This is a genomic window from Paraburkholderia unamae (assembly GCF_003268775.1).
GTDB lineage: Bacteria > Pseudomonadota > Gammaproteobacteria > Burkholderiales > Burkholderiaceae > Paraburkholderia > Paraburkholderia unamae.
Genome location: NZ_QLSU01000016.1, coordinates 134,201 through 155,499 on the forward strand (window position 1 = coordinate 134,201; position 21,299 = coordinate 155,499).

Below are 21,299 nucleotides of genomic sequence, written 5' to 3' on the forward strand. Positions count from 1 at the left end.
CACGGCGCGCGTCGCGTCAAATGACGCGCGTTGAATTCTCTTTTTCCGATTCAAACCATGAAAGACAAAATCGACGGCGTAACGCTGCCCAGCCGTATCGTCCCGTTTCCGGATTCGATCAGCGAAGCGGCGCAAACCGCCTTGCGCCGCCTCGTGGATGAGCAAGGCGTTCCGCTCAATTCGCGCCACGTCATGCCCGCGCTCGACGATGTCGACGCATGGATGCAGGTCAAGGCGAACGCCAGCGCGCACTACGACGCCGCGCTCGAACCCCTCGCGCGACAGTTGCGCGCCAGCGTGGAAACCGTTCAGGTGGGACACGCGGTGGTCCATATCGCGACACCCGCGGACCCGCTCTCCGAGGACTGCGCCTATATCGACCTGCATGGCGGCGCGCTGGTGTTCGGCGGGGGCGCCGCGTGCCGCGTGGGCGCGCAGATGCAGGCCGACCGGTTGCGCATTCGCTGCTACGGCGTGGACTACCGCATGCCGCCCGAACACCCGTATCCCGCCGCGCTCGACGACTGCATGGCGGTCTGGTCGCACGTGCTCGGGCAATACGCGCCGGAAAACGTCGTCGTAGGCGGGCGCTCGGCGGGCGGCAATCTCGCCGCGGCCATGACGCTGCGCGCGCGTGACGCGGGCTTGCCGCTGCCCGCCGCGCTCGTGCTGCTCTCGCCGGAAGTGGACCTCACCGAGTCCGGCGACAGCTTCCAGACCAACCAGTGGGTGGACGTCGTGCTGCCCGGCTCGCTCATGGCGAACAATCTGCTCTACGCCAACGGTGCCGATCTGGCGCACCCGTGGCTCTCGCCGCTGTTTGGCGATTTCTCCAAGGGGTTTCCTCCCACCTTCCTGCAAAGCGGCACTCGTGATCTTTTCCTCTCCAACACGGTGCGCCTGCATCGCGCGTTGCGCCGTGCGCGCATTCCCGTCGAACTTCACGTGTTCGAAGCGATGCCGCACGGCGGCTTCATGGGTGCGCCCGAAGATCGTGAGTTGAGCGAAGAGATCGAGCGCTTCGTGCAACAGCATGTGTGGGCATTGCGCTAACGGCATGGCATGAGACGGGGCCGGGCGTGGCCCCATGATTTGCGGCGCGACTGGGTCTTGTTGCATGGCGCGGACCTGCCTATCGTGGCGTGGAACCTCAACGTTTTCCGACAGCGCCCGATATGTTTCGAGCTCTCTTCCAGCACGGCGATCGCTTGCGCGCTCGCGCTCTACCGCCACGCCCTGGTCGCACGACCTTGCGCATTGGCGCCTTCGCGGGTGCCGCTGTGACGGTGTTATTAGCGGCCCTGGCCGTTGCGTATGCTCCGGCCAGCGCGCGCGCCAACCTCGCGCGCTGCGTCGCCTCACTGGCGGACGATCCTGCTGCCAATACGAAGAACGCGGAGATTAAACCGCACCAATTGACATCGCGCGCCATCGAACGTTGCCTCGATTGATGACGGCGCAGCGATGCGTCGATTCAAAAACTACCTGTCCGGTGAGTCTTCACAAGCGTTCTGCTCACGCGCTTGACGAGGCGGAATCGTCATGGCCGCAACCCCGGCGACCACGCATCCCAAACCGAGCCACGCCGAAGCGGACAACGATTCACCGAGCACCGTCATGCTGATCGCGACACCAATGGGAACGCGCAAATAAGCCTGCGCCGTGGTGCCCACCGAACCCAGCGATTGCACGAGCCGGAAATAGATGACGAACGCGATTGCCGTCGAGAAAATCGCCAGCGCCACGAGCGCAAGGAGCGATTGCGGCGAAGGATGCAGCGTCCACGGACGATCGACGACAAGACTGGCGGGCACCAGCAACGCCGCGCCGACGATCAGGGAACCGGCGGCCGGTGCGGCGGGCGAGAGCCCTTTGAAGGCGCGCCCGTAGATCGCCGCGCCCGCGTAGCAAACCGTCGCCGCGACGATCGCCAGTTGCGCGACGAGCTGCCGCCCAAACCCTTCGAACGCGCTGAAGCCAACGACCATGCAAATGCCCGCCAGCCCCGCGACGACGCCGAACAGCTTTCGAGGCGTCAAGGGTTCATGGCGCGTAATGAGCCAGGTGCCGAGAAACGCGAGTACCGGTGATGCGGAATTGAGAATGGTGGCCAAACCCGCTTCCACCGAGCGCTCCGCCCACGCGATGAGCGTGAACGGCACGACGCTGTTCAACAACGCCTGGACGAAAAAGCGCCGCCAGACAGCGAGATCGCGTGGCATGGAAATCCGCTGGATTCGCATCCATAGCAGCAGGATTGAACCGGCGATCAGTGTTCTTGCCGCGATCAACGTGAGCGGCGGAATCGTCGCGACGCCGATTCTAATGAACGTATAGGAAGCACCCCACAACGTGGAGAGCGCGATGAGAAGCAGCAGATCCGGCACGGCGCTCTGGCCGTGGGCACTTGCGGGCTGGACTTGAGACACTTGGGACAATTCGCTTTCGCCGTTTGAGGGACGGAATTCATCCGGTCGCAGACCGGTTGCATGAGCGCATTGTGCGGGTGCGTTCCCAACGAATGCTTCCGTGTGGCCCGAAATATGGAATGACGACGAGCGGCCCGATCGATTCCGCTTCATTGCCTGAGAAGCCAACATAGCGCCGGGAACCGGCGCGGTATGGCTGCACGCGGCCTTGACAGTTAGTTGCAGTAGCAGGCGAGCGCCACGGCCCTTTGCAACTTCGCGCATCATGCGCCCCTTGAATGTTTATACGCATTCAATATTTAAGATTCGCATGCCCCGGTGCTAGTCTTTTCCGATCGAACCCCGCCCGGAAATCCACCACGTCCAGCACGGCGCCGCCCGCCGTTCTACAGGGAGCCAGCATGAGCATCGAATTCATCGGCATGATCCAGCAGCGCAAGCAATCGGAGACGCATCCCGCCACCGGCCCGGCGATCGACGTCGATTACGTGCGCGACTTCGCCCAGGCGCACGAGCACGCGGGCTTCGACCGCATTCTCGTGCCGCACAGCTCGGTCAGCCCCGACGCCACGCTCACCATCGCCTACGCCGCGAGCGTGACCTCGCGCGTGAATTTCATGCTGGCGCATCGCCCTGGGTTCGTCGCGCCCACGCTCGCCGCGCGTCAGCTCGCAACGCTCGATCACTTCTCGGGCGGCCGCCTCGCCGTGCACTTCATCTCGGGCGGCAGCGACGCCGACCAGCGGCGCGACGGCGACTATCTCTCTCACGACGAACGCTACGCGCGCACCGACGAGTATCTGCAAGTGCTCAAGCGCGTGTGGACCGAAGCGAAGCCGTTCGATCACAAAGGCCGCTTCTATCGTTTCGAGCAAGCCTGGTCGGAAGTCAAGCCGCGCCAGCAGCCGCATGTGCCGATCTACTTCGGCGGCGCGTCCGAGGCGGCGATCGCGGTAGCGGGCAAGCACGCCGATGTCTATGCGCTCTGGGGCGAGTCGAAGCAAGGCGTCGCCGACCTGATCGGCCGCGTGCGCGCCGAAGCCGCGAAGCACGGCCGCAACGTGCGCTTCTCCGTTTCGTTCCGGCCGATTCTCGCGGACACCGAAAAGGCCGCCTGGGAGCGCGCCGAACACATCCTCGAACAGACGAGGCGCCTGCGCGCCGAGCAAGGCGTGGACAAGGGCGGCCCGCTGGAAAGCGAAGGCGCGCGACGCCTGCTTGCCGCCTCCGGCGACGGCGTGCGCGCCGACGATCGCCTGTGGACCGCCGTTGCGAAGGAGATCGGCGGCCGCTCGAACTCGACCGCGCTCGTCGGCACGCCCGCGCAGGTCGCCCAAACGCTCGCCGAATATCACGCGCTGGGCGTCACCACGTTCCTGATTCGCGGCTTCGATCCGCTCGAAGATGCGGTCGATTACGGCCGCACGCTGATCCCCGCCACGCGCGAACTCACGGCGCGCGTGCGCGCCGCCGCGTGAACCGCCGCGTGAACCGTATTGAACAGGACTCCGGAGGACTGACATGAGCGCCACCGCCACCGCCAACGCCAACCCCGTCGCCGCCGACCCGCGGCACGCGCCCGTTCGCAAGTTCTGGTTCGACGAAGAAAGCGCCCCGGCGCGCACGTTCGACGAAGAACGCCGCCATCGCCAGGAGCGGCTTGCGGGCGCGTTCCGCCTTTTCGCGCGCTACGGTTTCGACCAGGGACTCGCCGGGCACATCACCGCACGCGACCCCGAATGGCCCGATCACTTCTGGGTCAATCCGCTCGGGCTGCATTTCGGCGGCATGCGAGTGTCCGACCTGCTGCTCGTGAATCGCCACGGCGAAATCGTCGTGGGCGACGGCCCCGTGAATCAGGCCGCGTTCGCGATCCATGCGGCGCTTCACGAAGCGCGCCCCGATGTCGTCGCGGCCGCGCACACGCATTCGCTCTATGGCAAAGCCTGGTCCACGCTCGGCCGCACGCTCGACCCGCTCACGCAGGACGCCTGCGCGTTTTACGAAGACCATGCGCTATTCGACGACTTCCGCGGCGTCGTGCTCGACACCGGCGAAGGCGCGCGCATTGCCCAGGCGCTCGGCGAACGCAAGGCCGTGATCCTCAAGAACCACGGCATCCTCACGGCCGGACCGAGCGTCGAGGCGGCCGCATGGTGGTACATCGCGCTGGACAATGCCTGCCATGCGCAACTGCTTGCCGAAGCGGCGGGCCAGCCGCAACCCATTGCCCACGACATCGCCGCGCTCACCCACACCCAGGTGGGCCGCCCCGCGGGCGCGCGCCATGCGTTCGAGAGCCTGTACGCGGGCCTCGTGGCACGCGAACCGGAGTTGCTCGACTGATGGCCATTCACAAGCTGCGCCGCTTTGTCGGCACGATTGCGGCGCTCGTCGAAGCGGCGCCGCGCGAACCCGAACTGATCGAACATGGCCTCGCGGCGCTGCGCGAACTTGTGCGCGACGACGACTGGCTGCCCGACGCCTACGCCGCACCGTCGCCCGAGCGCTATCGGCAGTATCTGCTGCATGCGGACTCGCGCGAGCGCTTCTCGGTGGTCAGCTTCGTGTGGGGACCCGGCCAGCAAACGCCGGTTCACGATCACACCGTATGGGGCTTGATCGGCGTGCTGCGCGGCGCGGAATACGCACAGCCCTACACGCGCGACGCCGCCGGTGCGTTGCGCGCGCACGGTCCCGAAGTGCGGCTCGAACGCGGCGAAGTCGAAGCGGTGTCGCCAACGCTCGGCGACATTCACCGCGTGCGCAACGCCTACGACGATCGCGTGTCGGTCAGCATCCACGTTTATGGCGCGAACATCGGCGCCGTGCGGCGCTCCACGTACGCCACGGACGGCGCGCCCAAGCCCTTTATCTCCGGCTACTCGAACGACGTTCTCCCGAATCTCTGGGATCTCAGCAAGGACCCTGTCGCCTCATGAAGTCATTCCCCCTGCGCTCGTACCAGGACGTGCGCGACGCCCTCCTCGCCCGCCGCGAGATCGCGCTGCTCGACGTGCGCGAAGAAGATCCGCACGCGCAGAGCCACCCGCTTTTCGCCGCCAACCTGCCGCTCGGAAAGATCGAGCTGGAAGCCTGGACCAGGCTGCCGCGCCGCGGCGTGCCGATCGTGCTGCTCGACAACGGCGAAGGCTTCGCGCAGCGCGCGGCCGAAACGCTCGACGCGCTCGGCTATACCGATGTCTCGCTGCTCGAAGGCGGCCTCGCGGGCTGGGTTCGCGCGGGCGGCGAGGTGTTTCGCGACGTCAACGTGCCGAGCAAGGCGTTCGGCGAATTCGTGGAATCCGAACGCCACACGCCCTCGCTCTCCGCCGAAGCCGTCGGCGCGCTGCTCGCGAGCGGCGAGCGCGTGGTGGTGCTCGACGCCCGCCGCTACGACGAATACCAGACCATGAACATACCCGGCAGCGTGAGCGTGCCGGGCGCGGAACTCGTGCTGCGCGCCCGCGCGCTCGCCCCCGACCCCACGACGCGCGTGATCGTGAACTGCGCGGGGCGCACGCGCAGCATCATCGGCGCGCAGTCGCTCGTCAACGCGGGCCTGCCGAACCCGGTGGCGGCGCTGCGTAACGGCACGATCGGCTGGACGCTGGCGGGCCAGGCGCTCGAACACGGCAGCGCGCGCCAGTTCGACCCGCAAGCGGGCCGCGACAACGCCACGCTCGCGCAATCGCACGAGGCAGCGCGAGCGCTCGCCGGGCGCGCGGGCGTGAGGCGCACGACGCTGGAGGAAGCCGCGCGGTGGGCGGCCGACGCATCGCGCACGACGTATCGTTTCGACGTGCGCACACCGGCCGAATACGAGCACGCCCATGCGCCGGGCTTCCAGGGTGCGCCGGGTGGTCAACTCGTTCAGGAAACCGAAATGTTCGCCCCGGTGCGCGGCGCGCGCGTGGTGCTCTACGACGACGACGGCGTGCGTGCGAACATGACCGCCTCATGGCTTGCGCAGATGAACATCGACGTGTCCGTCGTAGATGAAGCGCGCACCGCCGATCTCACCGAAACGGGAAGCTGGCGCGCGCCGAAGCCCACGCCCGCGAGTGTCGCCTCGATCACGCCCGAGGCGCTCGCCGTGCGGCTTGCCGAGGCCGGAAACGACACCGTCGTGCTCGATTTCACGTCCAGCGCGAATCACCTGAAGGCGCACATTCCCGGCGCATGGTGGGCGCTGCGCTCGCATCTCGCGCCCGGTTTCGACGATCTGCGCGCACTGCCCGACGCGAAGCGTTACGTGGTCACCTGCATGACGAGCGCGCTCGCGCCGTTCGCCGCGCCCGAAATCGCGGCGCTCACGGGCAAACCGGTGGAAGTGCTGGAAGGCGGTACGGCGGCGTGGCAACGCGCGGGCCTGCCCGTCGAGCGCGGCGACGCTCAACTGGCCTCGCCGCGCATCGACCGCTATCGGCGCCCCTATGAGGGCACCGACAATGCGCGCGAAGCGATGAACGCCTACCTCGAATGGGAGTACGGCCTCGTCGCCCAGCTCGGGCGTGACGGCACGCACGGGTTCTTCGTGATCTGAGCGAAGCGCGCGCCTAGCCGCGCCGCTCAGGCGGCGCGCGCGAGCCGTGCCGCCTTGAAGCTTCGCGCAATGCTCTGCGCGAGCACCGCAAGCGCCGACTCCATCTTGCCGATGGCCCGCGAGCGCACGATCCACACCGCGATCTCGGGCTTGAAGTCGCTCAGCGGCACGATGTCCAGCGACGCGGCGTGAGCGCTCGCCGCCACGAGCGGTTGCGGCACGAGCCCGAGGCCCACGCCGTCCGCCACGAGGCCGAGCTGCAACTCGGCGCCAAGCGTTTCCAGATTCAGCTTGAGCACATGACCCTGCGCCGCGAGCGCGTGCTGAAGCCCCGCCCGAAAACCGCAGCCGTCCGGATTGAGCACCCAGCCGAGCGACTGGCACTCGGCAAGCGTATGCGCACGGCGCTTGAGCCGCCCCTTTTGCGCGACCACGGCAAGCTTGAGCGAGCCGAGCGATTCGCCCGCGAGCGTCGGCGGCAATGCGCGATTGGCGGGCAAGAGCACCACGGCGGCGTCCAGCTCGCCGTCCTCCACCTTCTGCAAGAGCGGTGCGCCCCATCCCGTGCTCACGCGCGCTTGCAGTTCGGGATGCGCGTGACGCAGCGCCTGCAACGCGTCGAGCATCGCCATGTCGGCGACGGTTTGCGCCACGCCCAAACGCAGTACGCCGGCGAGCGGCGCGCCGTCGTTCACGAGTTGCCGAAGCGCGTCGATCTCGCGCACGATCGCCCGGCACTGGTCATAAACGGCGCGGCCCATCGGCGTCGTGCGCATGGGCTTGGTGTTGCGGTCGAGCAGTTCCACGCCCAGCGCCTCCTCGAAGTTCTGGATGCGCCGCGTCACGGCCGGCTGGGTCAGTTCGAGCCGCTCGGCCGCCTGGCTCAGCGACTCGCTGCGCACGACGGCGACGAACGCTTCGATCTCGTCGAGTTTCATGGTGTATTTCCGTTGGCGTGAGCGCGTAGCTTAGCGTCATTTCCGGGCTGCCTTCAAGCCTTGCCCATTGCATTTACCGCGCATTTATCCCGCATTTATCCATTTGCCGCACGCATATTTGCATAGAAGAACAATGCGTTTGCCTTATGAAGACGCGCTACGTATCGTGTGCCTTTTGTCGCACGCATTATTCGAGGACCTTATCATGCGCCGTGCTTATGCCAGTCTGCTCATCGCGCTCGCCGCGGCCCTGTCGTTCGGCGCTTTCGCCACCACGCTCAAGGTCGGCGACCAGCAACTCCAGACACGCGGCGTTCTAGAAGCATCGGGCCAGTTGAAGGATGTGCCCTACCAGATCGAATGGTTCAACTTCCCGGCCGCGCAGCCGCTTGGCGAAGCGCTCAACGCGGGCGCAATCGACGTGGGCGGCCTCGGCGACGCGCCGCTCATCTTCGCGTACGCGGCCGGTGCACGCATTCGCGCGGTCTCGGCCACGCGCTCGACGCCCGTCGATCTCGCGATCGTCGTGCCCGCTGCGTCGCCGATCCGCAGCGCCGCCGACCTCAAGGGCCGGCGCATCGCCACGACACGCGGCTCGATCGGCCATTACCTGGCGGTGGCGACGCTCGAGCGCGCGAACCTCAAGCTCAGCGACGTGAACTGGTCCTACATGCAGCCCGTGGACGCGCGCGCCGCGCTCGCTTCCGGCAGCGTGGACGCGTGGTCCACATGGGACCCGTATGTGGCGCTGACGGAGGCGAGCGAACATACGCGCAGCGTCGCTAACGGCGTGGGCGTTTCGTCGGGTTTGAGCTTCGAGGCGGCCACCGACACGGCGATTCGCGACAAGCGCGCGGAGCTGGCCGATTTCCTGCGCCGCGTCGCGGCGGGGCAGCGCTGGGCGCTCTCGCATCCCGACGAAGTCGCGGCCATCCAGTCGCGCGTGACCGGCCTGCCGGCCGACGTGCTCAAGACGGTTTATCAGCGCGCACAACTGCACCCCGTTGCGATCGACGACAACCTGATCGCCGAGCAGCAGCGCACCGCCGACCTTTACCTGCGCGCCAATGTGATCAAGACACGCCTGAATGTCACGCCGAGCTTCGACAAGCAGTTCTCGTCCGCCACGCCTTGAGCACACCGCGCAGGCGCGTTCACGCCGGCGGCTCGACGCCCTGGCAACGATCGTCGGCGGGGCCTGCCTCGTTATAGATGACAACGTTTAGATTTTCTGTCGAGTCCGGTCGCACGAAGTAGCGGGTGATCTGCTCGAACTCGGCTTCCGAGGCCCGGAATGGATGCTCCGCCAGCGCATTGCGCACGCGTAGCCGCTCCTTGCAAAGCGTGTCGCTCACATCGAGGAAATGAAGCCGGTGAGCGCAGCCGGCAGACTGCGCCACCGCGCATCCCCATGCGCGCGCGGCCACCGTATTGAACGGAAAATCGAGAACCACGGAGACACCGGCGCGCAACAAGGAGGACGTGTGATCCGCGAGGACATCCTTGAGGCACTTCGCGCGGCGAACGTAATCCTCGATCGTGAGAATTTGGCCCGGATAGAGTCGGGATAGCCAAACGTCTTCGCTGATCCGTACGGTCCGCCCGGCGTTCGCGAGCGTGGCGGCGAGAGTCGATTTTCCGGACGCGATTTTGCCGCAAACCATATGGAGCAAAACTGCGTCGTTCAACGCCGTTACCGGATTCTTTTCTTCGGGCTGCATTTCCAGGCTCTCCGTCAAGTGCCCGGAAAGCAACAACCCGCCTTCCGGGCGGGTTGTGTGACATGCATTCATGTCGAACGCTATCCCGCCGGCAAAGTGTCGGCGCGAATAATCGATGGGACAGGCGATCGGTTCATGAGAACGAGCGTAACCAAATGCTCCAATGGTGGCAAGTCCGACCGCCGCTTCGCCGCTATCGCTTGATGCGCAGATACGCGCGGCTGATCGCGGGCCGCGTATGCACCCAGAGCCGTGAAGCCAGCCACGAGACCGGCCGGTCGCGCACTTCGAGCCGCGAGATCGAACGCGCTGCGCCCGCCTCACGCCGCGGATAGTTCGGCCCGACCTCGCACGTATAGAGATGCCGAAAACCGGCTTGCTGCGCGGCGCTCAGGTAGTCGTCGTCGTAATAGCCTTGCGGCCAGCACAGATGATCGGACGCCCCGCCAAGCCGCGCTTGCAGCACCTCGCGCGATTCGGCCAGGTCGGCCGCGAGCCGCTCGCGCTTTTCCTGCGCGCTGCTCGTGACCTTGTCCCACCGCACGTGGCTGTGCGTATGGCTATGAAATTCGAACGTGCCCGCCGCGCGCATGGCGTCGATTTCCGACCAGCGCAGAATCGCGCTGTCGGCCGAGCCGTTTTTAATGGCCGCTTCGCCCGCGTGATGATCGAGCAGAGGCGGCAACGCGCCGCCCGATCCGGCGTGCGCGCGCGTCGCGCCCTCGCCTGGCCAGCTCGTCACGAGAAAGCACAGCGCGCTGAGCCCATGCGCCTTGAGCACCGGGTGCGCGTGAACCCAGTTGTCGAGATAGCCGTCGTCGAACGTGATCATGACGGACTTCTGCGGCAGCGGCTCGCCCGCGAACCACGCCGCAAGCTGCTCACTGCCGATGGTCCGGTAGCCGGCCTTCGCGAGCCACGCCATTTGCGCGGCGAAGTGCGAGGGCGAAACCGTGATCATGCCTGGCGACGTGCTGATGTGGTGATACATGAGCACCGGGACGACCCTGGCGCTGCGGCTCACGTAGCCGCCCCCCGCCAGCGGGCCGGCGAGAGCCGCTGCGCTTCGAGCCCGCGACGGTAAAAGTCGACGGTCTCGTTCGCCATGTTCTCCACCGTGAACTGGCCGTCGGTCTTGACGAGCCCCGCCGCGCCAAAGCGCTGGCGCAGCGGCGCGTCGTCAACGAGCCGCGCAATGGCGTCGCGCAGCGCCTCGACGTCTTTTGCCGGTACGAGCAGGCCGTTCACGCCGTCGTCTATCAGCTCTGGCACGCCGTCCACGCGCGTGCCGATCACGGGCAGACCCACGGCCATCGCTTCGATGAACGCCTGGCCGAGCGCCTCCTGATGCGTGGGCAGCACAAACAGATCGCAGCTACGCAGAATGTTGTTCACGTCCTTGCGAAAGCCCAGCATGTGGATGCGATGCGCGAGGCCGAGCCCGGCGATCATGGCCTGAAGGCGGCCGAATTCCGCGCCGTCGCCCACGATCACCACATGCAGATGCGGGCGTTCGTTCATCAGCGGGCGCACGGCCGCAATCAGCTCGTCGTGACCTTTCTTGCCGCGCAGAATCGCCACGATGCCCGCGATCACGGCGTCCGGCCCAAGCCCGAGTTCGTCGCGCAGCGTCGTGTGAGCAAGCGGCTCGGGCTTGACGATGCCGTCGTAAATCGTTTCCACGCGGCCTTCGTGCACGCCCGCGGAAATCAGGTAATCGCGCACATAGCGGCTCACCGCCACGACCCGGTGCGGAAAGCGGTTATAGGTGGCAAGCGACGTGATCGGCAACGCGAGATGGCGCGTGCGCACGATGAGCGGCGTACCCGCCAGGCGCCCGGCCATGCCCGCCACGAGGCTGTCGTGACCGCTGTGCGTATTCAGGATATCGAAGCGACCGCGCACGAGAATCGAGCGGATCTGGAACATCGAGCGCACGTCGATGCCCGAGCGAATGCGTGCATGATGCACGGCGAAGCCTTCGGCCCGCGCGCGCGTGCCGAGCACCGCGTCGGACGGGCAAACGAGTTCGATGTGATGACCGAGCGCGCGCAGCGCGATCATCTCCTTCAACGTGCGAACTTCCTGGCCACCCCACCCCCGCGACGACTCGCTGTGGAGAATACTTAACACCTTCATGTCCTGCCGGCCTCCCTGGCAACGTAGCGATCAACGGATGTGGGGTTCGTAATTTTCTGTAATATTGACTTCGGACCGGTCCCGACTGCCGACTGCATCAGCCGTAATGTACGCGAAACCAGCCCCGGCGCGGCCCGACGGGCCGCGAGAATTTATGCGTTAACGGCAAAGTCACGCCGTTCGTTGACATATTTGTTTCTATTTTTTACAGAATCATTCACGGCGGCGCAACATCCCCCGCCCGCCCGCCGCCGCACACGTTTGCGGCCGGCTTGGGGCCCGCTTGGGCCCGTCTGGCGGTCGGTTTGCGCCCATCTGGCTGCCGGCACCGGAGCGGCAAGTCTGCGCGCCGCCCGTGCGGACTGACAATGGAGAGATTCCCTTGCTGAGTCGGGCCGCCAGGCAGGATGCACGGGGCGGCCGGGAGCGCGATCGCCAGCGTCCTGGAAAGGTCCGGGCTATCGTCCCGATCCGCCACGTTGGCGTCCATGGACAAACGCGACCCGCCTGGCTCCTGCGAGAGGTTCGGCCGAGCGCCATTTGACGGTGGCCGCGGGCGGATTCGGCACGGGAGTGTCTGCCGCGACGCTCGCGGCCCGCTTCACCGCACCGGCGAGGCCCTTGCAGAAAAGTTCAAGCGTCCGCGTCCAGTGTCACACCGGCGCCACGAATCACCTGCATGCACGCGAGCGTGTCGCCCACAGCGGCGGTCGCCTGCTCCGCGAGCCTGCGCGCGCGCGAGGATCTTTCGGCGCTCGCCATCAACGATTCGAGCACGTCCGAGTGCGCGAAGCCGTGATCCGCCGCCACCCCGAGCACGGCGTCGAGAACGCGGCGGGCCGCCACCCTCGCGTCGATCGGCGCGAGCGGCGCGCGGTAGGCGAGAAAGCCTGCCATGAGCAAGAATTCCGCCGGGCTGATGCAGCGGCCGTCGCCAACCGGCACGCCTTCCGTATTGCCGCGATCCAGCGCCATGCCACACCTCCTGCAACGGATTCCCCGAAAATATAGTACAGAACGCATCGGTCATACCGACGAACTCGGCGCGGCTTGCGAATCGCTGCCGCGGCATCCTTTTAAGTGCACGCTTCGATACGCGATACGGTGACATCACGCTACCCCGTCATCCGGATTCCAGGGCAACCCCGGCCAATTTTTTCGCAGTCCAGAAAACCCAAGTCGTAGTATTCTTGATCCGCCGCCGGCTCCCGGAAACCCGTCACGACCCGCATCCCCACACCTTCACAAAAAGGGACGGCACCCGGCGCCGCTATCCAGCAACTGTCATGTTTTTGAAGGCTTCGAGACAACTCACGAACATCGCCGTTTTCCGGCGAGTCCCCATGGGTGGCTGATCTCTCGCCCACGCGGACTATTTTCTTCGAGGGCATACATGAAAACGTTGTTTCTCCAGGCACCTTCGTATGAAGGGTTCGATGGTGGAGCGGGTTCGCGCTTCCAGACCAAGCGCGAGATTCGATCATTCTGGTATCCCACGTGGCTCGTGCAGCCCGCCGCACTCGTTGCCGGCAGCCGCGTCGTGGATGCGCCCGCAGACAGCCTCTCGCTGGATACGACGCTCGACATCGCACAGGATTACGAACTGGTTTTCATTCATACCAGCTCGCCGTCATTCCAGAGCGATGTGCAGTTCGCGGAGCACTTGAAGCGCCGCAAGCCCTCCATCCTCATCGGCATGATCGGCGCGAAAGTGGCTGTCGATCCGCACGGCTCGCTCACCGCGAGCAACGCGCTCGATTTCGTGTGCCGTGAGGAATTCGATTTCACCTGTCTCGAGATTTCGCAGGGCCGCCCGTTCGAATCGATTCTCGGCCTGAGCTATCGCCTGCCCGATGGCGGGATAATGCATAACGACGCGCGGCCCATTCTGGAAGACATGGACCAGTTGCCGTTCGTCGCGCCCGTCTACAAGCGCGACCTCACGTCGGACCATTATTTCAGCGGCTACCTCAAGCACCCGTATCTGTCGCTCTACACGGGGCGCGGCTGCAAATCCCGGTGCACCTTCTGCCTCTGGCCGCATACCGTCGGCGGCCATCGCTATCGCACGCGCTCGGTCGAAAACGTCCTCGAAGAAGTCAAATGGATCCGGGACAACATGCCCGAGATCAAGGAGATCATGTTCGACGACGACACCTTCACGGATCTGCGGCCACGAGCCGAGGAAATCGCCCGTGGCCTTGGCAAGCTGGGCGTGACCTGGTCGTGCAACGCCAAGGCGAATGTGCCCTACTCGACCCTCAAGGTGATGAAAGACAACGGGCTGCGGCTGCTGCTCGTGGGTTACGAATCGGGCGACGACCAGATTCTCGTCAACGTCAAGAAAGGACTGCGTACCGATATGGCGCGCCAGTTCAGTGAAGACTGCCGCAAGCTCGGCATCAAGATCCACGGCACGTTCATCCTCGGCCTGCCTGGCGAGACGCACGAAACGATACAGAAAACCATTCAGTACGCGAAGGAGATCAATCCGCACACGATCCAGGTGTCGCTGGCCGCGCCCTATCCCGGCACCGTGCTCCACAAGCAGGCGCTGGAAAACGGCTGGCTCAACGACGGCAAGGTCATCACCCTGGTCAATTCGGCGGGCACCCAGGCTTCCACCATCGGTTATCCGCACCTGTCGCGCGAAGAGATTTACCTTGGCGTCGAGGAGTTCTACAAGCGCTTTTATTTCCGGCCCACGAAAATCTGGGAAATCGTGCGCGAGATGCTGGTGAGCTGGGAAATGATGAGACGGCGCCTCCAGGAAGGCGTGGAATTCTTCCGCTATCTTCGCGCACGCAAGGTGTGAGACTGCTTTTGAGGCGTGCGCGCACGCCCTGGCGCCGGGCCCGACGCTCGTCGGGTCCGGCCGCGCCATGCCCGAACCTCATTCGGGCGTTCTTTCTATGCTCTGATTAATCGGCACGTAAGAATGACATTCTAGAATTCGAAAAAGCCGACTCGATCTGAGTCGATCACGTAGCCTGCGCAGTTTCTCCTCCCAATCGCATTAGCGTTCTCAACGGCGAATCCGCCCAGGGAGATTTCCGTGCACGTCCCGCTCAAGTCTTTGCGGGGTTTTGCCATCCCGCGCCTGTGTCCCAACGTCCCCGAAAAGAAGGCCGCCACGCTCATTGCGACCGTGCTTGCGGCCGTGCTGTGCCTTGGCAGCAGTGATGCCTTTGCCGCCGCCTGCGACCAGGAAGCGGCTGTGCTGTGTTCGTCGGGCAATCCACGTTGTCTTGAGGACGCGGCCAGATCGGTGCAGCAGGCCATCAAGGACTGCGACACCCCGGAAGGAAAGATGCAGAACGCCGGGCTATGGCTGGCCACCCCCGACTTCTTCGACGGGGAGCCTCATGAGCACGTTTTCTGGCGCTGCGTTGCGCGACTGTGCGAATCGCCCGCGCAGCAAGCCGTCAAATAGATCGGCGGCCTGCCACCCAGGTCACGCAGCCGCTTTGACGTCGCCGCAGAAGATATCGACCGCGCCATCCTGAGGACCGGTGCGCAGGACGATAGCGTGATCCGAAGACGTGAGTTCGGCAACCGTTGCGGGCACAATGCGCGTCATGTAGAACTGGCGAATGCCAACGCGCTCGCCGCGCACATACGGATTGCCCACGGCGTACGCCGGCGTGTCGGCGCGTTTGGCGCAACTGCCCGGATAGATGAGTACGTCGAGGTCCTCGGGCACGCTGGCCCCGGCCGGAACACCGCTCACGACGAACATCAGTTCCGCGCGCCCCGTTTGCGGAACGAGCGTCACTTGCGCGTTTTTCCCGGCATTCCACGGAGAAGCGTGCATCTGAATGGTCAGCAGATTGTTCGCCGGTTCGCCCGCCGCCGGATTGGCGGCCATGCACCCAAGCGTCACTGCCAGCGCCAGCCATCTGGAAGTTTCCATAGCCGACCCCCTGCCTTCGAAGCATCGCCGCCATTGCGGCAATGCCTTCACTATAGGCAAGCGGCGACCCTTTAGCCAATGCGCGAACGAATGCCTGCGAACGCAATCATCGTCGTCGTCATTGTCGCTAACGTCGAATGCGCAGGAAACGGGCGCTGTGCACTGCGGTAAGCGACACGGCAATCCAGATCGGACCGTAGGTCGCGAACTGGCGCGCTTCGAAATGCTCGCCCAGCAAGCTCACGGAAACGACCACGAGCAACACCGGTTCGAGGTAGCAAAGAATGCCGAACAAGCCGAGCGGCAGCACGCGGCTCGCCTTCAGATAAAACCCCTGCGCCACCGCGCTGAGCGCACCGAGCCCCGGCAACAGCACGAAGGCGAGCAACGGGCGCGGCCCGAGCAGGTCGAGCGAGCCGCCGAGCCACACTTCGAATGCGGCGACCGGCAAGAGCAGCAACATTTCGATCGCAAACGTCGCGAGCGAATCGGCGTCGATCTTGCGGCGCAACACGAAATACAGCGGATAGCCGAACGCAACGAGCAAGGTGGGCCACGCGAGCGCGTGCGTCACGACCAGTTCGTGCGCGACGCCCGCGGCCGCACAGGCCACGGCCAGCCATTGCATCGCATCGAGCCGCTCGCGATAGTAAATGCGGCCCACCAGCACCATCACGAGCGGCAGCAGGAAGTAGCCCAGCGACACTTCCAGCATGCGCCCGTGCAGCGGCGCCCACTGAAACAGCCACATCTGCACGCCAAGCAACGCTGCGCTGCGCACGAGGACGAACGCCGTTCGCGCGTCGCCGAGCATGCGGGCGAACAGCGCGCGCATTTGCGCCGTGCGGCCGCGCTGCGCGAGAAGCAGCAGCGCGCCGGGCACCGTCCAGATCACGCGCCACGCGAACACGTCGAGCCCGCCCAGCGGCGCAAGCCATAACGTGTAGGCGGAGAGCAGCGCAAAGAGCGCCGACGCATTCACGGAAAGCACAATGCCGCGCCCGGTCGCCTGCTCATTCATCGATGATGGCGCAACGGAGGAAGCCGACATCAGGCGGGCAATACCTCGAACAGCCCTGCCACCCCCATGCCGCCGCCCACGCACATGCTCACCACCACATGGCGCACGCCGCGCCGGCGGCCTTCGAGCAGCGCATGGCCGACCATGCGCGCGCCGGACATCCCGAACGGATGCCCGACGGCAATCGCGCCGCCGTTCACATTCAGACGGTCGGCGGGAATGCCGAGGCGGTCCCGGCAGTAGATCACCTGGCAGGCGAACGCCTCGTTGAGCTCCCACAGCCCGATATCGTTCACGCCCAGCCCGTGGCGCTCCAGCAGCTTGGGAATGGCGAACACGGGGCCGATGCCCATTTCCTCCGGCGCGCAACCGGCCACGGCAATGCCGCGATACGCACCGAGCGGGCGCAAGCCACGCCGCTTCGCTTCCTCCGCCGACATGACGACGGACGCCGACGCGCCATCCGAAAGCTGCGAAGCGTTGCCCGCCGTGATGCATTCGCCCTGCGCCGCCCACTGCCCGCCGCCCCACACCGGGCGCAGCTTCGCAAGCGACTCCGCGCTCGTATCGGGGCGATTGCCTTCGTCGCGCGTGAGCGTCACGCTCTCATGGCCGGTGGCGTTGCCTTCCTTGTCGAAGAGTTGACGCCGCGTCGCGAGCGGCACGATCTCGTCGTCGAACAAGCCCGCTTCCTGGGCCGCCGCCACGCGTTGCTGGCTTTGCAGCGCGTACTCGTCCTGCTGCGCGCGCGAGATGCCGTAGCGGGCCGCCACGACTTCGGCGGTTTCGATCATCTGGATATAGGCCGCGGGCGATGCCGCGAGCACCGCTTCCGACTGCGCGCGGTAGGTATTCTTGTGGCGATTCTGCACGAGCGAGATCGATTCGAGCCCGCCCGCCACGGCAATGCGGTGCTCGCCCGTCATTACGCTCTTCGCCGCCGTCGCGATCGCGACCAGCCCCGAGGCGCACATGCGGTCGATCGCCATGCCGCCCACGCTTTGCGGCAAACCCGCCGTATAGGCACACAGCCGCCCGAGGTTGTAGCCCTGGGTACCCTGCTGCGCCGCGACGCCGAGCACGATGTCGTCGACTTCGCTGCCCTCCACGCCGGCCTTGCGCAGCGCCTCGCGAATCACATGGCCGCCGAGCACGGGCGCTTCGGTGTCGTTGAACGCGCCGCGAAAGGCCTTGCCGATCGGCGTGCGCGCGGTAGAAACAATGACGGCGTCCTGCATGACCACTCCCTGATAAACGTTATTCATCGAAATACAGCAGGCTGATCGTCTCGACCACGCAGCCGGGCCGCTCCGATCCTTCGACCTCGACCGTCACGCGCACCGTGACCTGCACGCCGTCGCCTTGCGGCGCAGCGGCGATCACCTCGCCGCGCCCGCGTACGCGCTGTCCCGCCTTCACAGGCGCGGGAAAGCGCACCTTGTTGCAGCCGTAGTTCACGCCCATGCGCAAGCGCTCGTAGTGCACGAGTTGCGGCAGAAAGACATTCGCGAGCGACAAGGTCAGATAGCCGTGCGCCACGCACGCGCCGAACGGGCCTTCGCGCGCGCGCTCCGGATCGACGTGGATCCACTGATGGTCGCCCGTGGCCTCGGCGAAGAGGTCGATACGCTCCTGCGCAAGCGTGAGCCACCCGGTCGCGCCGAGGTCGGCGCCAACGGCCGCCATCACGCTCGCCACCGAATCAAATTGCTTCGTCATCCTGAACCTCACGCATGCTGCGAGCTGACCGAAATGGTTTCGCCCGTCATGTACGACGAATAGTCGCTCGCGAGGAACACCATCACGTTAGCCACTTCCCACGGTTCCGCGCCGCGCCCGAACGCTTCGCGCTGCGCGAGCGAAGCAAGCAGTTCCTCGGAAGCCGACTTCTTCAGGAACGCGTGAATGGCAATGCTCGGGGCCACCGCGTTGATGCGCACGCCGTGCTCCGCCGCTTCGAGCGCCGCGCAGCGCGTGAACGCCATCACGCCCGCCTTGGCGGCCGCGTAGTGCGCCTGCTCCGCCTGCGCGCGCCAGCCCAGGACCGAAGCGTTATTGACGATCACGCCACGCCCGCGCGGCTGCATCACCCGGAGCGCGGCGCGCGTCATGCGGAACGTGCCGGTGAGCGTGATGTCGAGCACCCGCTGCCACTCTTCGTCGCTCATGTCCACCACGCGGCAGCTCGTGCCGAGCCCGGCGTTGTTGACGAGCACGTCAATGCCGTCCATCTGCTCATGCGCCGCGCTCACGAGCGCCTGCACGTCGCCTTCCTGGCTCACGTCGCACAGCCGCCCATACACGGACTGGAGACCCGTTTCGCGGCGCAAGGTCTCGACGGCCTCGTTCAGCCGCCGCTCGTGCACGTCGGACACGAACAGCGCACGGCAACCCTCCTCCGCGCAACGGCGCGCCACCGCAAAGCCAATGCCCGCGCCCGCCGCCGCCGTGACCAGCACGGACTTGCCGCGCAGCAGGCCGTGCCCCGCCACATACTCCGGAACGTCTTTCATCGTCATCCCCTCTCTCCTGTCGCGTCGTCAGGCGCCGTAGACCTTCTGCGGCGGCACACCGCGCTCGATCAGAGCGTCGATCACGTTGCCAAGCTCCGCCGGCGACCAGCGCGCGCCCTTGTCCACGATCTCGCCGGTGCGCCAGCCGTCGGCCACCGAAATCTCGCCGCCTTTCGCCTCGAAACAACGCCCCGTCACATGGCGCGAGAGCGGACTGCCGAGCCACACCACGAGTTGCGCGACGTTCATCGGGTCCCACACGTCGAACCCGCTCTCGGGCTTCTTCACCATGTCGGGCATCGCGCCTTCCGTCATGGACGTGCGCGCGGCCGGCGCGAGGCAGTTCACCGTCACGCCGTAGCGCGCGAGTTCCGCCGCCTGCACGAGCGTGAGCGCGGCGATGCCGCCTTTGGCCGCCACATAGTTCGACTGGCCGATCGAGCCTTGCAAGCCCGCGCCCGAACTCGTGTTGATGATGCGGGCGTCCACGGCTTGCCCCGCCTTGGCTGCATCGCGCCAGCGACGCCCCAGCACGTTGGCGAGGCAAAAGTGGCCCCGCAGATGCACGCGCATGACGGCGTCCCAGTCCTCCTCGGTGAGCGAAAGGAACATGCGGTCGCGCAGAATGCCCGCGTTATTGACCAGCACATGGACTTCGCCGAACGCGTCGAGCGCCGTGTCGACGATCGCCTGTGCGCCCGCCATGCTCGTGATGTCCCCGTCGCTGGCGATGGCGCGGCCGCCAAGGCCGTGAATTTCCGCCACGACGCCTTGCGCGGCGTCGAGCCGGATATCGTTGACGACGACCGCCGCGCCGTGCGCGGCGAACGACAATGCGTACGCGCGCCCGAGGCCGCCGCCCGCGCCCGTGACGATCACGGTGCGATTCTCACAAATGCTCATTTCCCGTTACCCCGCAAATTCAAAGCCGCTCGATCACCGTGACGTTCGCCTGCCCGCCGCCCTCGCACATCGTTTGCAGACCGAAGCGTCCGCCCGTGCGTTCGAGTTCGTGGAGCAAGGTCGTCATCAGCTTCGCGCCGCTCGCGCCGAGCGGATGCCCCAGCGCAATCGCGCCGCCGTTGACGTTCGTTCGCTCGTGCGCGTAACCCGTTTCCTTGAGCCAGGCCATCACAACCGACGCGAAGGCCTCGTTGATCTCGACGAGGTCGATGTCGTCCAGGCGCAAGCCGCAGCGCTTGAGCGCATGCCGCGTGGCCGGAATTGGCGCGGTCAGATGCCAGATCGGGTCGTCGGCCAGCACGCTCATGTGGTGGATGCGCGCGCGCGGCGTGAGCCCATAGCGCTTGAGCGCGCGCTCCGACACGACGAGCACCGCCGCAGCGGCGTCGCATGTCGAACTCGATACGCCCGCGGTAATCGCGGGATACGCCGGATCGACGCTCGCCAGCGTCGCCATTTTTTCGAGCGTCGTCTCGCGAGCGGTTTCGTCCATCGCGAGCCGTCCCTCCACGGGCACCACCTCGCGCGCGAAGCGGCCCTCGGACATCGCCTGCAACGCACGCCGGTGGCTCTCCAGCGCGAACGATTCCATCGCCTCGCGTGAAATCTCCCAGTGATCGGCAATGCGCTGCGCGGCGTAGAACTGGTTGACGGGCGCGTCGCCGAAGCGCCGCTGCCAGCCCGCGCTCTCTGCAAACGGTGTGGTAAAGCCAAGCGGCTGACCCGCGAGCATCGCCGACGAAATCGGCACGCTCGACATGGTTTGGACACCGCCCGCCAGCACGACGTCCTGCGTGCCGCTCATCACAGCCTGGGCCGCGAAATGAATGGCCTGCTGGGACGAGCCGCACTGGCGGTCGACCGTGGTGCCGGGCACGTTGAGCGGCATGCCCGCCGCCAGCCACGAGGTGCGCGCGATATTGCCCGCGAGCGGGCCGATCGTGTCCACGCAGCCGAACACGACGTCGTCGTAGTCCTCGGCCGGAATCGCATTGCGCCCGACCATGGCCCCGATCACATGCGCGCCGAGGTCCGCGCCGTGCATGTCCGCGAGCGACCCGCGGCGCTTGCCGGTGGGCGAGCGCAAGGCATCGACGATATAGGCTTCTGCCATGC

21 protein-coding genes are annotated in these 21,299 nt (G+C 66.0%); 8 read left to right on the top strand and 13 right to left on the bottom strand.

Annotated elements, in window-relative coordinates:
* The first annotated feature begins 57 nt into the window (after nucleotides 1-57).
* On the top strand, nucleotides 58-1,053 hold the full coding sequence (locus C7401_RS25260) for an alpha/beta hydrolase (protein ID WP_112174152.1): 996 nt from the start codon (nucleotides 58-60) through the stop codon (nucleotides 1,051-1,053).
* 428 nt (nucleotides 1,054-1,481) lie between these two features.
* Here C7401_RS25260 and C7401_RS25265 read toward each other — a convergent pair whose 3' ends face one another.
* The gene (locus tag C7401_RS25265; RefSeq protein ID WP_112174153.1) at nucleotides 1,482-2,429 is read right to left on the bottom strand and encodes a DMT family transporter; all 948 of its coding nucleotides are present in this window, start codon (nucleotides 2,427-2,429) and stop codon (nucleotides 1,482-1,484) included.
* 401 nt (nucleotides 2,430-2,830) lie between these two features.
* On the opposite strand from C7401_RS25265, the gene C7401_RS25270 reads away from it, so the two are divergent.
* From C7401_RS25270 to C7401_RS25285, 4 genes are read left to right on the top strand one after another with little or no spacing between them, the layout of a single operon-like run.
* Nucleotides 2,831-3,907, top strand: coding sequence for an LLM class flavin-dependent oxidoreductase (locus C7401_RS25270; protein ID WP_112174154.1), 1,077 nt, complete (start codon nucleotides 2,831-2,833; stop codon nucleotides 3,905-3,907).
* 43 nt (nucleotides 3,908-3,950) lie between these two features.
* Nucleotides 3,951-4,775: a class II aldolase/adducin family protein gene (locus tag C7401_RS25275; protein WP_112174155.1), complete on the top strand. Its 825-nt coding sequence runs from the start codon at nucleotides 3,951-3,953 to the stop codon at nucleotides 4,773-4,775.
* Nucleotides 4,775-5,371, top strand: a complete 597-nt coding sequence (locus tag C7401_RS25280) for a cysteine dioxygenase family protein (RefSeq protein ID WP_112174156.1) — start codon at nucleotides 4,775-4,777, stop codon at nucleotides 5,369-5,371. The genes C7401_RS25275 and C7401_RS25280 overlap by 1 nt, the downstream gene beginning before the upstream one ends.
* A complete protein-coding gene (locus C7401_RS25285; RefSeq protein ID WP_112174157.1) occupies nucleotides 5,368-6,975 on the top strand; it encodes a rhodanese-related sulfurtransferase in 1,608 nt (535 codons plus the stop codon). The genes C7401_RS25280 and C7401_RS25285 overlap by 4 nt, the downstream gene beginning before the upstream one ends.
* Nucleotides 6,976-7,001: 26 nt before the next feature.
* Here the strand turns inward: C7401_RS25285 and C7401_RS25290 are convergent, their stop codons facing one another.
* Entirely contained in the window at nucleotides 7,002-7,913 is a 912-nt protein-coding gene (locus tag C7401_RS25290) for a LysR family transcriptional regulator (RefSeq protein ID WP_112174158.1), read from the bottom strand.
* 205 nt (nucleotides 7,914-8,118) lie between these two features.
* Between C7401_RS25290 and C7401_RS25295 the strand changes: the two genes are divergently transcribed.
* Entirely contained in the window at nucleotides 8,119-9,048 is a 930-nt protein-coding gene (locus C7401_RS25295; protein WP_112174159.1) for an ABC transporter substrate-binding protein, read from the top strand.
* 19 nt (nucleotides 9,049-9,067) lie between these two features.
* Here the strand turns inward: C7401_RS25295 and C7401_RS25300 are convergent, their stop codons facing one another.
* From C7401_RS25300 to C7401_RS25315, 4 genes are all read right to left on the bottom strand, one after another.
* Nucleotides 9,068-9,634 (bottom strand): P-loop nucleotide/nucleoside kinase family protein, encoded by a 567-nt coding sequence (locus C7401_RS25300; protein ID WP_112174160.1) that lies wholly within the window; start codon nucleotides 9,632-9,634, stop codon nucleotides 9,068-9,070.
* 193 nt (nucleotides 9,635-9,827) lie between these two features.
* Complete coding sequence (locus C7401_RS25305; RefSeq protein WP_372460306.1) at nucleotides 9,828-10,625, bottom strand: polysaccharide deacetylase family protein; 798 nt, start codon at nucleotides 10,623-10,625, stop codon at nucleotides 9,828-9,830.
* A gap of 29 nt (nucleotides 10,626-10,654) precedes the next feature.
* Nucleotides 10,655-11,773 (bottom strand): glycosyltransferase family 4 protein, encoded by a 1,119-nt coding sequence (locus C7401_RS25310; protein ID WP_112174162.1) that lies wholly within the window; start codon nucleotides 11,771-11,773, stop codon nucleotides 10,655-10,657.
* A gap of 633 nt (nucleotides 11,774-12,406) precedes the next feature.
* Complete coding sequence (locus C7401_RS25315; protein WP_112174163.1) at nucleotides 12,407-12,748, bottom strand: hypothetical protein; 342 nt, start codon at nucleotides 12,746-12,748, stop codon at nucleotides 12,407-12,409.
* A gap of 418 nt (nucleotides 12,749-13,166) precedes the next feature.
* Here C7401_RS25315 and hpnJ point away from each other — a divergent pair, with 418 nt between their 5' ends.
* Nucleotides 13,167-14,588 (top strand): hopanoid biosynthesis associated radical SAM protein HpnJ, encoded by a 1,422-nt coding sequence (hpnJ, locus tag C7401_RS25320; protein WP_112174164.1) that lies wholly within the window; start codon nucleotides 13,167-13,169, stop codon nucleotides 14,586-14,588.
* 240 nt (nucleotides 14,589-14,828) lie between these two features.
* The gene (locus C7401_RS25325) at nucleotides 14,829-15,206 is read left to right on the top strand and encodes a hypothetical protein (RefSeq protein WP_112174165.1); all 378 of its coding nucleotides are present in this window, start codon (nucleotides 14,829-14,831) and stop codon (nucleotides 15,204-15,206) included.
* Between the two features lie 21 nt (nucleotides 15,207-15,227).
* On the opposite strand, the gene C7401_RS25330 is transcribed toward C7401_RS25325, so the two are convergent.
* The 7 genes from C7401_RS25330 to C7401_RS25360 all read right to left on the bottom strand — a co-directional run bounded on the left by C7401_RS25330 (nucleotide 15,228) and on the right by C7401_RS25360 (nucleotide 21,297).
* Nucleotides 15,228-15,686, bottom strand: a complete 459-nt coding sequence (locus C7401_RS25330) for a hypothetical protein (RefSeq protein WP_146757999.1) — start codon at nucleotides 15,684-15,686, stop codon at nucleotides 15,228-15,230.
* 127 nt (nucleotides 15,687-15,813) lie between these two features.
* Nucleotides 15,814-16,707 (bottom strand): EamA family transporter RarD, encoded by an 894-nt coding sequence (gene rarD / locus C7401_RS25335; RefSeq protein WP_112174167.1) that lies wholly within the window; start codon nucleotides 16,705-16,707, stop codon nucleotides 15,814-15,816.
* Between the two features lie 29 nt (nucleotides 16,708-16,736).
* Entirely contained in the window at nucleotides 16,737-17,945 is a 1,209-nt protein-coding gene (locus tag C7401_RS25340) for an acetyl-CoA C-acyltransferase (RefSeq protein ID WP_112174168.1), read from the bottom strand.
* Between the two features lie 19 nt (nucleotides 17,946-17,964).
* Nucleotides 17,965-18,426, bottom strand: a complete 462-nt coding sequence (locus C7401_RS25345) for a MaoC family dehydratase (RefSeq protein WP_112174169.1) — start codon at nucleotides 18,424-18,426, stop codon at nucleotides 17,965-17,967.
* 8 nt (nucleotides 18,427-18,434) lie between these two features.
* Nucleotides 18,435-19,220 (bottom strand): SDR family oxidoreductase, encoded by a 786-nt coding sequence (locus tag C7401_RS25350; protein WP_181565689.1) that lies wholly within the window; start codon nucleotides 19,218-19,220, stop codon nucleotides 18,435-18,437.
* 27 nt (nucleotides 19,221-19,247) lie between these two features.
* Entirely contained in the window at nucleotides 19,248-20,123 is an 876-nt protein-coding gene (locus tag C7401_RS25355) for an SDR family oxidoreductase (protein WP_112174171.1), read from the bottom strand.
* A gap of 19 nt (nucleotides 20,124-20,142) precedes the next feature.
* Nucleotides 20,143-21,297: an acetyl-CoA C-acetyltransferase gene (locus C7401_RS25360; RefSeq protein ID WP_112174172.1), complete on the bottom strand. Its 1,155-nt coding sequence runs from the start codon at nucleotides 21,295-21,297 to the stop codon at nucleotides 20,143-20,145.
* Between the last annotated feature and the right edge of the window lie 2 nt (nucleotides 21,298-21,299).